This window comes from Streptomyces chiangmaiensis, assembly GCF_036281785.1.
Lineage (GTDB): Bacteria > Actinomycetota > Actinomycetes > Streptomycetales > Streptomycetaceae > Streptomyces > Streptomyces chiangmaiensis.
The window spans coordinates 19,349-31,010 of sequence record NZ_JAYWVC010000093.1 but is presented as its reverse complement, the minus strand read 5'-3'; the positions used below and the strand labels follow the sequence as shown (position 1 = coordinate 31,010).

Genomic DNA, 11,662 nt, shown 5'->3' with positions numbered 1-11,662 from the left:
ACCTGGCCAGGAATACAGGAACCCGCCAGACTTGTCCCGGGGCAACAACTGGACCCCGGTTTCGGCAACCATCCATACAGTTACGACACTTCAGCAGTGGTTCACTCGCGTTCGCCTTCTCGGCACTCACCTGACGCATCTCGTGCGCCTTTTCCGCAGTGCTCATCACCCCGACTCATTCACCGGAGCAACCTGCGGCGGTTTGGGATCTCCCCCTGCGTGGGCGATCCCGGAGGGCCCACCTCCATCACCAGTGCAGCACCACGTCGGGAGCTTCCGTCTACATCAGAACCTCCCGTTGCGCTCGTGGCGCACAGTCGTCGATGTCCCGCGCGGAGCGGCCACCGAGTTTGACCTCCCCGTGCTGGGCGGAGGCGTACGGCGGGCAGGCCGGTTGCGGGCCGATGAACAGGCGGCAGAACTCTGCGGCGAGTTCCTCCAGGGCTTCGGCTTGCGGGCGTTCGGCCAGGGCGGGGTCGGTGAGCGGCCGGTGGTCGTCGCGGGTGCGGGAGTCGGCGTCGATCATCTGCCGGTAGAGCAGGGGGTCGATTTCGCTGCTGAGGAGTCGCACGGCCAGACGCAGCAGGCCGGTGTACGCCTTGACGTGGTCGGCGGCGACGGGGATGGGGTTCACGACACGGTCACACCTTCCGTATCCGTACCACGGTGTCGTGGTATGCCTGGCCGCCGACCACGGGGTCGGGGTAGATGGGCATCAGGTCGTTCTGGGGGACGCTGATAGCGCCCTTCCACCACAGGCGGTCCAGGTCGGCGTCGGCTGTCTTGCCGTAGCCGGGGTTGTCAGCGGTGTCCTGGCCGCTGGTGGCGTAGGCGCCGCCGACGCTGCGGCCGGCGTTGTGGGCGATGGCGATCACAATGGGGTGGACGCCTTCGGTCAGGCGGACGCGGGTGCGCAGGGTGCCGACCTGGGATCCGTCGCCGCCGGGGACGGCCGGGTCGATGGGGCGGAAGCTGACGACCTCGATCCAGTCGCCGCTGCCGATGCCGAGTTTCTTGGCGGTGGCGCTGTTGAGCAGGGCGGGGTTGGTGTGGGAGATCTCCTGCAGCCACTTGGACTGCATGGTGCGGTGCCCGTTGTGCACGTTGATCTTGTAGCTGGTCATGATCAGGTGGTCGTCGGGGAAGTCGTGCTGGTGGCTGGGTATCGGCTCGTACACCGGCAGGGGTTCGACGTTGCGGCCGAGCTCTTTGCCCTTGCCCACGATGAAGGAGCTGTGGATCTCGGCCTTGCGGGAAGGGGTGAGGAAGCCGCGGCGGGCGATGCCGTGGATGCGTATGCCGATGGCGGCGGGCTTGCCGGTCTTCTCGTCGGTGCCCTTGTAGATGATCCCGGTCTCGGGGTCTTCGTGGGAGCCGTCGAGTTCCTCCGGGGTCAGGCGCCGGAGGTGGGGTTCGTAGAAGGGTTTCTTGGTGGGATCCATCCACACGCCGTGGGCCTTCATATGGGCGAAGCCGCCGGGTATGGGCTTGAAGTACTCCTCCAGGTACTCCTCGGTGGTCTTCCAGGGGAAGTACTCCTCCATGCCGCCGCCGATGCGGCGGCCGAGCTCGGGGAAGATCTCGCGGATGTCCTTGGACTGGCCGCGGGGCGGGACGACGGGCTGGCGCAGGCCGACGTAGTCGATCAGGCCCTGGGGCGGGCGGGCGTCGATGTCCCATCGCTCCAGGTAGGTGGTCCAGGGCAGGATGATGTCGGCCAGGTGGGAGGTCTCGGAGTACATCACGTCGATGCAAACGTGGAACGGGATCAGCTCCTCGTCGGCCAGGACACTGCGGACGAGCTTGCCTTCGGGGAAGGACCAGGCGGTGTCGGCGTTGTAGGTCATCAGCGCCGACACCTTCTGCCGCCGCTGTTGGATCCACAGGTAGATGACCTCGGCGACCTTCATCTTCTTGCCCTCGAAGGCATTCGCGAGGGGCCAGTCCTTCGCCTCGGCGATGATGCTCTTTCGTATCGGCTTGTCCGGTACGGGTCCGGGCTCGGGAAGGAAGTCCTCGTCCCAGGCCGACTGCGGGTGCCAGCACCAGCCGCCTTTCTTGCCCATGTTGCCGACCAGGGCGTTGAGCGCGGTGATGGAGCGGTCGTTGTAGTAGCCGTTGCGGTGGGACTGCGAGCCGCGGTTGCAGATGGTGGTGCAGCGCGGGGCGGCGGCCGCGAACTCCCGGGCGATGCGGGTGATGTCCTCGGCGGGCACGCCGCTCTCGCGTTCGGCCCGCTCAGGCGTGTACTGGGCGACATGCTCGGCGAACTTGCCGGCCGAGTAGTTCGACCAGGTGTCGAACCAGGTCTTGTCCCACAGTCCCTCGCGGCAGATCACGTTGGCCATGGCGAGGGCGATCAGGCCGTCGGTGCCGGGTTTGACGCAGAACCATTCGTCGGACAATGCCGCCGTGTTGGACATGCGGGTCTCGAAGGTGACCAGTTTCGCGCCGCGTCGGCGGGCGCGCATCATGCGGATGGCCACCGGGATGTGGCCCTGGTGGGCTTCGGCCCAGTTGGAGCCGAAGTTCAGCACGTACTGGCTGTTCTCGAAGTCGCCCAGGTCCCAGTCGGATTCGCCGATGGTGGTGGCGATCGCGGCCCTGCGGTTGGCGGAGCACAGGGCGCGGTGGTTGAACTGCGAGGGGGTGCCGTAGGCGTTGAGGAAGCGGGCGACGATGTCGGTGGAGCGGTTGCGGCCTTGCTGGAAGGCGAACTCCTCGGGCCTGCCGCGCTCGCGGATCTCTCGGAGCCGGTCGGCGATCTCCGTGTACGCCTGCTCCCAGGTGATGCGCTTCCACTTCCCCGAGCCGCGTTCGCCGACGCGCTTGAGCGGATACAGCATCCGGAAGGGGTCGTAGAGGACGGACGTCCCGGCGACACCCTTCCCGCAGGTGGAGCCCTGGTTGTTGGGGTCTTCCGGGTTTCCGGTGATCCGCAGCAGGCGGCCGTGCGCGACGTGGCCGATGATGCCGCAGGCGGTGGTGCACATCTGGCACATCGACGGGATGGCCGTGGCCGCGGTTGCGCCCTTGCCGACCTGCGCGGAGGGCTTGGGGTCGCGGACGATCTCGATGGCGCCGAGGCCGGCGATGGCTGCGCCCGCAGCGGCGCCGATCCTGAGCAGGTCGCGCCGGCCGAGCTCCCAGGCTTCGGGGGCTGTCGGGCTGCTGTCGGGTGTTTCGGTGTCCGCCGCAGCGGTGTCGGTGGTCATCCTGGTATCCCCCGGGTGTCAGGCTGTGAAGATCAGATAGCGGACGATGCCGGTGCTGGCGAGGATCGCGACCGATGTGCTCATGCGGGCCCAGCGCCCGCCGCGCCCCGAGGCCAGCACGGCAGCGGGGAGGAGCAACCCGACGCCGACCGCTCCGGTGTAGAACAGCGGCGCCCACTCCCCGGTGAGCACGGAGTTGAGCGCGTCCTTGGCGGGCCCGTTCTGCACGGACACGGCGGTGAAGGCCAGCGTGGCGGCGTAGATCATCAGCAGGACGAGCGTGGCCTGGCGGTACATGACGATCTGCCGACCGGTCGTTGCCGGATCCCACGCCTGCACGAGCTGCATCACGGCGGCGCCCATCAGCAGGGACGTGACGAGGTAGATAAGGGCGGAGCCGCTGGTGGAGGCGAGCGGGGAGACCCAGCTGCGGGCCAGGACGGCGATCGGGTAGACGGCCAGGGCGACGCTGGTGATGCCGAGCAGCCACACCACCGCGCTGTCCAGGTACTTGGCCACGCCGCGGGCAGGCAGCGGGGCAGGGGCGCCCTGGGAAGCGGTGCGGCGGCGCCACAGCAGGTACAGGGCGACGGCGAGCAGGAACGTCTTGACCGCGATGATCTTCGCGCCGAGGGAGATGGGGGAATCCCAGTTCCCGAACTTCGTGAGCATCAAGAAGAAGCGTGCGGGCTGGCCGAGGTCGATGGTCAGCAGCAGTCCGGCGCCGCTGAGCAGGGCCAGGCACAGCCAGGTGGTGCGCCAGTCCACGGCGAGCGAGGTGGTGGGAAAGCGGCTGCGGTGCCACCAGGTGGCCAGGGTCAGTCCGCTGGGGATGCCGATCAGGGTGAAATAGGTCGCCAGCAAGCTGCCCCACGGGATGGGGGTCATCGGCGCGACCTGGGCGAGAGTGCTGTGCATCGCCTCACTGCCCCTTCAGGTCGGCGCGGGTGTCGAGCTGGATGCCGTCGACGGCGATCAGGGGCAGGGCCCGCTTGGGGTCGACGTAGAAGACCTTCGGCCGGGTGGCCGCGTCCGGCTTCCACACCTCGACCTCGTTCTCCCGCGCCTTGACGGAGATGTCGCTGTCCGGGTCGTCGAGGTCGCCGAAGACGCGGCAGCCGGTGGGGCATGCCTCCACGCAGGCGGGCTGGCCGCCCTGGGAGGTGCGGTGTTCGCACAGGGTGCACTTGCTCGCGGTGTTCGTCTGCGGGTCTTCGTAGATGGCGTCGTACGGGCAGGCGGCCATGCAGAACCGGTTGAGGTTGCAGTCGCCCTCCTCGATGACGACCTCACCGTTCGGTTTACGGGTGATTGCGGCGGTGGGGCAGGCGTTGAGGCAGGGCGCGTCTTCGCAGTGGTTGCACAGTACGGGGATGAAGTGGCGGGTGGCCTTGGGGTATTCGCCGTCCTCCACGTACTTGACCGTGTCGCGGAACACCCCCAGCGGCACGTCGAATTCGTTCTTGCACGCAACGGAGCAGGCGTGGCACCCGATGCACGTGGTCAGGTCGATCAGCATTCCGAAGCGGGCCATCGGGCTCCTCCAGCGTTACGCCAACGATCAAAGGGGACGTGCTGGTTCAACGGTGGTGCCGTGCGAGACCGGGCGGCGCGGGGCGGGGGATGGCCCGCGCCACCCGGGGCTTGGTGGATCAGTGCCGGAAGGTGACAGCGGGCAGCACCCGGTCCAGCCAGCGAGGCATCTTCCAGTTGGCGTCGCCGAAGATGGCCAGCGATGCCGGGACGATCAGCATGCGCACGATCGTGGCGTCCAGGATGACCGCGATGGCCAGCGTGATGCCCAGCTCGGTGGGCGGGATGGGGCCGGTGACGCCGAAGGCGACGAACACGATGACCATGATGATCGCCGCGTTGGTGATCGGCCGGCCGGTGGCCGCGATGCCGTCGCGGACCGCGCGGCGGGTGTCGCCGGTCTGTTCGTATTTCTCCCGGATCGAGGCGAGCAGGAACAGCTGGTAGTCCATCGACAGGCCGAAGAGGATCGCAAAGAAGAACACTGGCGCCCAGGCGTCGATGAACCCTTGGGAGTCGATGCCGATCAGGGAGGCGCCCACGCCGTGCTGGAAGATGATCGACGCGATACCGAAGGCAGCGCCGACGGTGAGCAGGTTCATCACCACGCTCACCAGCGCGATGAGCACGCTGCGGAAGACGATCAGCATCATCAGCAGCGACATCGCCAGCACCAGCGAGATAATCCACGGCGCGGAGGCGGCCAGCGCATCGGTCATGTCGTGGTTCTGCGCGGCCGGCCCGCCCACGAGTGCCTTCGGCGATGTCGTGTCCAGCTTGGTGCGCAGGTCGGTGACCAGGTCGGAGGTGCGGTTGTCGTCGATGGCCGTGGTCGGGGTGACACGGACGACGGTGCGGCCGGTGTCGGCGGCCTGGGTGGCCACCTGGGCGTCCTTGACACCGGTGAGGTTCTTCGCGGCCTGCACGACGGCGTCGGCGTCGTCCTCGGGGGTGGTGATGTAGATGGTGGCGCCGGCTCCCGGGCCGAAGGCGTCGACGAGGGTTTCGTAGCCGTCGCGGCTGGAGTATCCGGCATCCACCACCCGTGCGCCGGGCATGCCCAGTTCCACGCTGGCGACGGGGACGGTCAGCCCACCGAGCAGCAGCAGCCCGGCGACCAGGCCGACGGTGGGGCGGCGGACGACGCCGTCGGACCACCGGCCCCAGCGGGCCTCGCTGCGGCCGGTGCGCTGGGCGCGCCCGCGCAGCACCCTGTCCCCCAAAGCGGCCAGGACCGCGGGCAGCAGGGTCAGGGCGGCGGCGACCACGGCGACCACGGCGAGGATCATGCCGAGCGCCATGGAGCGGAAGACCATCACCGGCAGCAGGAACAGCGCGCCGAGCGCCATGATCAGCGCCAGGCCGGACAGGACGATCGCCTTGCCGGAGGTAGCCAGCGTGGTGGCCAGCGCCGCCTGTGTGTCACTGCCCTTGGCCCGCTCGGCGCGGTATCGGGTGACGATGAACAGGCTGTAGTCGATGCCCAGCGCCATCCCGATCATCATCGAGAAGTTCATCGACCACACCGACAGCGGTGTGGCCATGGTGATCAGGTGCAGTGCGCCGTAGGCGCCCGCGATGCCGACCATCGCCAGCATCATCGGCATCCCGGCGGCGACCAGGCTGCCGAAGACCACGACAAGCAGGATCATCACCGGCAGGCCCGAGAGGATCTCGGCCTTGAGCATGGCCTTCTCGTTGGACTTGTTGAAGTCCGCCCACACCGGCCACTCGCCGGTCACATCCGCCGTCGCGCCCTGTGGCAGCTTCGCCTGGTCGACGGCGTCACTGACCTTGCCGGCGGCCTCGGGCAGTCCGGCCTCATCGTCGGCCTTCAACTGCACCGGGACCAGGGCCGTCTGGCCGTCCTCGCTGACCAGCCCCGCTTGCGGGGGCTGCTCACGCGGATCGGTGAACTTCTCGACGGCCGAGGAACCGCCCACGCGCTTGATCACCGCGTCGACCGCGGCGTCCCGCTCACCCTGGCTGGAGACGTGAACGACCACGACGGCGGCCTCGGCACTCAGGTCGGCGAAGCCGCTGCGCAGCTCCTGGCGGACCTTTTCGCTTTCGGAGCCCTGCGCGTTCCAGCCTGCGCCCGACAGGGCGCCGTTCACGGTGGCGGCGAACGGGGCGGCCAGCAGGACGATCATCAGCCAGGCCAGCATGACCAGTTTGCGGCGCCCCACCAGGACGGCGGTGGTGCGATCGGCCAGGGTGCGCCGGCCCGGCGGCTCTTGCGTACGTACGGGCTCGGACGTGCCGACAGACATGAGGAAAACCTCCGTTGAGCGGGATGTGTCCCGCAGCCTGGCAGGACAGGCGCCCCGGGCGACCGGTGCCTCGCATGGCTGGGCGCGGCCAGGGGACGAAACGGCCCGGGGTGCAATGGGGGTGTGGATCCCGGCCGCCCCTGGCAGGGGCGGCCGGGTGCGATCTCAAAAAGACGTCGGCCAGGTCAGCCGTCGTGCTGGCCGGTGCTCCACTCGGCCAACCACTGCTGCTCCTCGCGTTCCTTGGCTCGGTGCAGTTCCTCCGACGGCTCCGACAGTTCGATCTCCGGCCCGTCGGGGTGGTAGAAGTTGCCCGCCCCTTTGGCGGCCAGGTGCCCGCCGATCTCCAGGAAGCAGTACCCCTCGCCGTTGAAGTAGGGCTCGGGCGCCTGCTCGTGGCCCAGGTGCCGGGCCACTCCGGCGGCGACCGCCTCGGCCTGGCCCTTGGCGAAGACGGCGGCCTTCGGCAGCGGCTTGCCGTTGGTCAGGGTGATGGAGACGACATCCCCGAGCGCCCAGACGCCGTCCACGATGGTCTTGAGGGTGTTGGCGTCGACCGGCACCCAGCCCGTCGGCGACAGCTCCGCCGCCTTGATCGGTGCCGGGGGCTGGTGCGGCGGGATGAACACCAGCAGGTCGAATGAGACCCGCTCGCCGTCCGCAAAGACCACCTCACGGGCGACGGCGTCCACCCGCTCGACCTGACGGCCCGGATGGAAGCCGATCTTCTGGGACTCCAACATCTGCACCACGCCCTGGCCCACGACGGGGCCCGCGACCGGCATCGGCTGCGACTCCGGGGTGTAGACGTCGACCGACACGTTGTCGCGCACGCCGGTCTCGGTCAGCAGATCGGAGGCAAGCATCACACCCTCGTACGGCGCCGCCGGGCACTTGTAGGGGATACGCGCGACGAGGAAGACGACCTTGCCGGAGGAGACGGCCTTCAGCTTGGCGTGTGCGTCGACGGCGGCCTCGGGGGTGTAGTAGTGAGCCGCCACCCCGGCCGACAGCGCCTCGTCGAGGCCGGGCACGGCGCCGGTGTGCAGCTCAGCGCCAAGGGCCAGCACGAGCGCGTCGTACGCGAAGTCCCCTTGCGGGGTGCGTACCTGACGTGCTGCCAGGTCGAGTTGCTCGATGTCGGCGACGATGTGCTCGGCCCGGCCCAGCGCCTCCTTGGTCGGCACGACCTGCACCTGGTCGAGGGTGCGCCAGCCGCGCAGCAGCCACAGCAGGGATAGGCCCTGTACCTGGGTGTCGCTGCGGTCGATCAGAGTGATTTTGTCGTCGGGTGCCACGTGTTTCTGCAGCTCCCGCACCGTGCTCAGACCGCCGAAGCCGGCGCCCAGCACGAGGATGTTGCGTCCCATGGTGTGGTGCTCCTGCCTCAGACGTTGATGACCTTGTCGGCCCACTCGGTCCAGTCGGTCAGTTCCTTCATCGAGGATCGGTGGGCGCCCTTGGTGAGGTTGTCGTCGCTCATGCCACGCGCGTCCATGCAGGTGCCGCAGCAGCCGATCTCCCCACCGAGGCGGGCGAAGGTGGTCGCCATCTTCCCGGTGTTGTAGTAGCCGTCCGGCGTCTTTTGTCCGTCGACGACGGTGACCACCGAGTCGCCGAACAGGAAGACCTTCACCTCGGTGTCCTCGCGGCGGGCCACCTCGGTCGCCCAGCGCAGGCCGTTGTAGACCCGCTCGGTGCCGTACGGCGGGTCGTGCAGCACGAAAAGGAACTTCACGTTTTCTCTCCTGTTCTAGAGATCTCTAGAAGATTAGGGGCCTGGATTGCGCCCTGTCCAGAGGAAGAGCCGTGATTGGGTCAGCGGTGATCAGCGGGTGACGGCACCCATGCGCCGCCGCAGGAGCCGGGAGATCTGGTCGACGGCCAGGACGAGGAACAGCAGGGCGATCATCAACGTGGCCAGTTCCTGGTACCGGAAGAGGCGCATGGCGATGCCGAGCGCCTGTCCGATGCCGCCCGCGCCGACGAAGCCGATGACGACGGAGCTGCGAATGTTGCACTCCCACTGGTAGAGCACCAGGGAGGCGATGTTGTTGCGGGCCTGCGGGATGATCGACAGCACACCCGTGGCGAGCCGCGAGGCGCCGGTCAGGCGCATCGCCTCCACGGGGGCGGGGTCGACTGCCTCCAACTGCTCGGAGACGAGCTTGGCCAGCAGGCCAGCAGCGTGCAGGGAGATGGCGTACACGCCGGCCGCCGGGCCGAGTCCGACCACGGCGACGAAGACGAGCGCCCACAGCAGCTCGGGCACCGACCGGAACATGGTCGCCACCATCCGCGCCGCCGTGGACAGCCATCGAGGGGCGTTCATGTTGCCCGCCATCGTCACAGCGAGGGCCAGGCCCATGACGGTGCCGAAGAACAGGGCCGCGATGGAGATCTGCAGGGTCTCCAGTGCGGCCTTGGCGACCGACCGGAGGAGTTCCTGGTCGACCTGGGGCGGGAAGAGCCCCTCAGCGATCTGGCGTGCCCCGTCCCACCCCGCGATGATGTTGCTGATGCTGACGCCGGTGCCCTGAAGGGACCATACGACGGCCGCGGCCGCGACGAGCAGGATGATCCAGATGCTCCTGGACCTCTTGTAGCGACTCATCTGCGTGGCGGTGTCGAGAGGAGGCCGCTCGCTCGAACCGCCTGACTGCACGGGGATCTTCGGCCCGCAGCGGGAGCCGGGCCCAGCGGCGGCACCTGTCTTCGTTCCGGTGCTGGTCTCCGTACTCATGCGGGCACCACCGCCGTTCCCTGGTAGATCTCCTCCGCGTCGCGCTCGGTCAGTTCGGCACCGTCGTAGCAGACACGGCCGCCGCGCAGGGCGATGATCCGGGGGAACTGCCGTGCGATGGACAGGTCGTGGGTCGAGACGACGACGGTGACATCGGTGGCGGCCCGCAGGGCGTCGACGGCGGCCTGCGAGGTGACCGGGTCGAGGCCGGAGGTCGGTTCGTCCGCCAGCAGCAGCTGCGGCTCGGGCAGAACCGCGCGGACCAGGGCGACTCGCTGACGCTGACCGCCGGAGAGGTTCTCCACGCGCGCCTTGAGGTAGGGCAGGATGCCCTGCCTCTCGGCGAGTTCGTCCACGCGCGCCGCATAGCGGGCGGGCACGGTGCCGCACAGCACGGCCGCCCATTCACGTGCGCCCCACGTCGGGGCGGTGCCCAGGAGCGCGTTGGTCTGGGCCCGCAGGCCCAACACCAGGTCGTTCCCCTGGCGTACCACGCCTGTCCTTCGGCGGATGGTCCGCAGGTCGCCTGGCGAGGAGGGGTCGAGTCCGCCGACGCGGATCTCGCCGGATTGCGGTGTGACGGCGCCGAGAATGGAGCGCAGCAGTGTCGTCTTGCCCGAGCCGGACGGGCCGAGCAGTACGACGTGTTCGGCCTGGTTGATGGTGAGTGACACGTCGTCGAGGGCGGGTACGTCGCGATCGGTGAACGTCGCGGTGATGCCGTTGAGTTCTATCTTCATCGGGTGATTCCCCCAGTGGCCTGGCTGTCAGGCGGAGCGGAAGGTGGGCGTCAGTGCCCGGTGGTGAGCAGGCCGAGTTCCTCGGCGTGCTTCTTGACCTGTGCGTAGTCGGTTTCGGTGACGCGCTGGTATCCGGTGGTCGCCATCAGGTCGAGCAGGTCGGGGTCCTTCATGTCCAGGAATGCCGCGGTGATCGATTTGGCGGCCTTGTCGCCGAGTGCGCTGCGCATCACCCAGGGGTAGCCCATGACCTTCTCGGTCTCGATGACCTTCAGCTTGCCCTTGGGGATGGTGCCGTCCCGCTCCAGGCGGTGCATGATGCGCACTTCCAGGCCGCCGGCGTCCACGGAGCCGTTGGCGACGGCCTGCGCGGTGGCGTCGTGTCCGCCGGTGAAGGTGACCTTCGACAGAGGCGGGCATTTGTCGACGGTCGTGGTCGAGCACTTGGCCCCGGCCGCGTCCAGCATCACCCTCGGATACAGGCTGCCGGAGGTGGAGCTGACGTCACCGAAGGCGAACTTCCCCTTGGCGTCCAGGACGTCCTTGACGCTCTTGTAGGGGGAGTCGCTGCGTACGACGATGCCGGAGAGGTACTCCTTGGTGCCGGTCTCCTTGTCGGTGTCGGTGACCAGCGGTGTCACGTCGACCTGCTCGGCGGCCTGTACGTAGGTCAGGCCACCGAGGTAGGCCATGTCGATCTTCTTCGCGGCGAGCGCGGTGACCACTCCGGCGTAGTCCGTGGCCACGAACAGCTCGACGTCCGTGTCCAGCTTCTTGGACAGGTACTTCCTGAGCGGCTCGTACTTGGCGCTCTGTGTGTCCGGTGCGACGTTGGGAATGATTCCGACGCGCAGCTTTCCGGGCACGCCCTGGTTGTTCGTGCCGGTTGAGGCGCCGGCGGTGCTACAGGCCGCTGCCGCCATCAGGGCGAGCAGGGCGACGAACAGACGGATCCTTTTCACTGGTTACGCCCCCGCAGCATGGGTTGTCAGGTGCACTTCAAGGCGCGCATGACCGCAGTGCGGCCTTGCGCGGCAACACTGGAACTGGAGTCGGGCAGGTGGAGTGCGGGCACGCCGTAGGCATGCCTGGGCGGGGCACCCGACCGTGAAAAAAGGTGATGTGATCAGTCGCGCGGGATCCGGCGACGGATGGCGC

General features: G+C 68.3%; 10 protein-coding genes. All 10 read right to left on the bottom strand.

Features of this window, described 5'->3' with window-relative positions:
- Positions 1 to 280 precede the first annotated feature (280 nt).
- The 10 genes from VXC91_RS24495 to phnD all read right to left on the bottom strand — a co-directional run bounded on the left by VXC91_RS24495 (position 281) and on the right by phnD (position 11,466).
- On the bottom strand, positions 281 to 634 hold the full coding sequence (locus VXC91_RS24495) for a molecular chaperone TorD family protein (protein WP_329509483.1): 354 nt from the start codon (positions 632 to 634) through the stop codon (positions 281 to 283).
- A gap of 7 nt (positions 635 to 641) precedes the next feature.
- Positions 642 to 3,215: a molybdopterin-containing oxidoreductase family protein gene (locus tag VXC91_RS24490; protein ID WP_329509482.1), complete on the bottom strand. Its 2,574-nt coding sequence runs from the start codon at positions 3,213 to 3,215 to the stop codon at positions 642 to 644.
- Positions 3,216 to 3,233: 18 nt separating this feature from the next.
- Positions 3,234 to 4,133: a hypothetical protein gene (locus VXC91_RS24485; RefSeq protein WP_329509481.1), complete on the bottom strand. Its 900-nt coding sequence runs from the start codon at positions 4,131 to 4,133 to the stop codon at positions 3,234 to 3,236.
- A 4-nt stretch (positions 4,134 to 4,137) separates the two neighbouring features.
- Entirely contained in the window at positions 4,138 to 4,749 is a 612-nt protein-coding gene (locus VXC91_RS24480) for a 4Fe-4S dicluster domain-containing protein (RefSeq protein ID WP_329509480.1), read from the bottom strand.
- 118 nt (positions 4,750 to 4,867) lie between these two features.
- Positions 4,868 to 7,021, bottom strand: coding sequence for an MMPL family transporter (locus tag VXC91_RS24475; protein ID WP_329509479.1), 2,154 nt, complete (start codon positions 7,019 to 7,021; stop codon positions 4,868 to 4,870).
- 185 nt (positions 7,022 to 7,206) lie between these two features.
- Positions 7,207 to 8,391: an NAD(P)/FAD-dependent oxidoreductase gene (locus tag VXC91_RS24470; protein ID WP_329509478.1), complete on the bottom strand. Its 1,185-nt coding sequence runs from the start codon at positions 8,389 to 8,391 to the stop codon at positions 7,207 to 7,209.
- Between the two features lie 17 nt (positions 8,392 to 8,408).
- Positions 8,409 to 8,759 carry a DsrE/DsrF/TusD sulfur relay family protein gene (locus tag VXC91_RS24465; protein WP_329509477.1) on the bottom strand — a complete coding sequence of 117 codons (351 nt, stop codon included), beginning with the start codon at positions 8,757 to 8,759 and terminating at the stop codon, positions 8,409 to 8,411.
- A gap of 90 nt (positions 8,760 to 8,849) precedes the next feature.
- Positions 8,850 to 9,764 (bottom strand): phosphonate ABC transporter, permease protein PhnE, encoded by a 915-nt coding sequence (phnE, locus tag VXC91_RS24460; RefSeq protein WP_329509476.1) that lies wholly within the window; start codon positions 9,762 to 9,764, stop codon positions 8,850 to 8,852.
- A complete protein-coding gene (locus VXC91_RS24455; RefSeq protein ID WP_329509475.1) occupies positions 9,761 to 10,504 on the bottom strand; it encodes a phosphonate ABC transporter ATP-binding protein in 744 nt (247 codons plus the stop codon). Before VXC91_RS24455 ends, phnE begins: the two co-directional genes overlap by 4 nt.
- Positions 10,505 to 10,554: 50 nt before the next feature.
- Positions 10,555 to 11,466, bottom strand: coding sequence for a phosphate/phosphite/phosphonate ABC transporter substrate-binding protein (gene phnD, locus VXC91_RS24450; protein ID WP_329509474.1), 912 nt, complete (start codon positions 11,464 to 11,466; stop codon positions 10,555 to 10,557).
- Positions 11,467 to 11,662: the final 196 nt, after the last annotated feature.

Coding starts and splice junctions, on each gene's coding strand:
- VXC91_RS24490 (WP_329509482.1), bottom strand. CDS start 3,215: ATGACCACCGACACCGCTGCGGCGGACACCGAAACACCCGACAGCAGC.
- VXC91_RS24485 (WP_329509481.1), bottom strand. CDS start 4,133: ATGCACAGCACTCTCGCCCAGGTCGCGCCGATGACCCCCATCCCGTGG.
- VXC91_RS24480 (WP_329509480.1), bottom strand. CDS start 4,749: ATGGCCCGCTTCGGAATGCTGATCGACCTGACCACGTGCATCGGGTGC.
- VXC91_RS24475 (WP_329509479.1), bottom strand. CDS start 7,021: ATGTCTGTCGGCACGTCCGAGCCCGTACGTACGCAAGAGCCGCCGGGC.
- VXC91_RS24470 (WP_329509478.1), bottom strand. CDS start 8,391: ATGGGACGCAACATCCTCGTGCTGGGCGCCGGCTTCGGCGGTCTGAGC.
- phnE (WP_329509476.1), bottom strand. CDS start 9,764: ATGAGTACGGAGACCAGCACCGGAACGAAGACAGGTGCCGCCGCTGGG.
- VXC91_RS24455 (WP_329509475.1), bottom strand. CDS start 10,504: ATGAAGATAGAACTCAACGGCATCACCGCGACGTTCACCGATCGCGAC.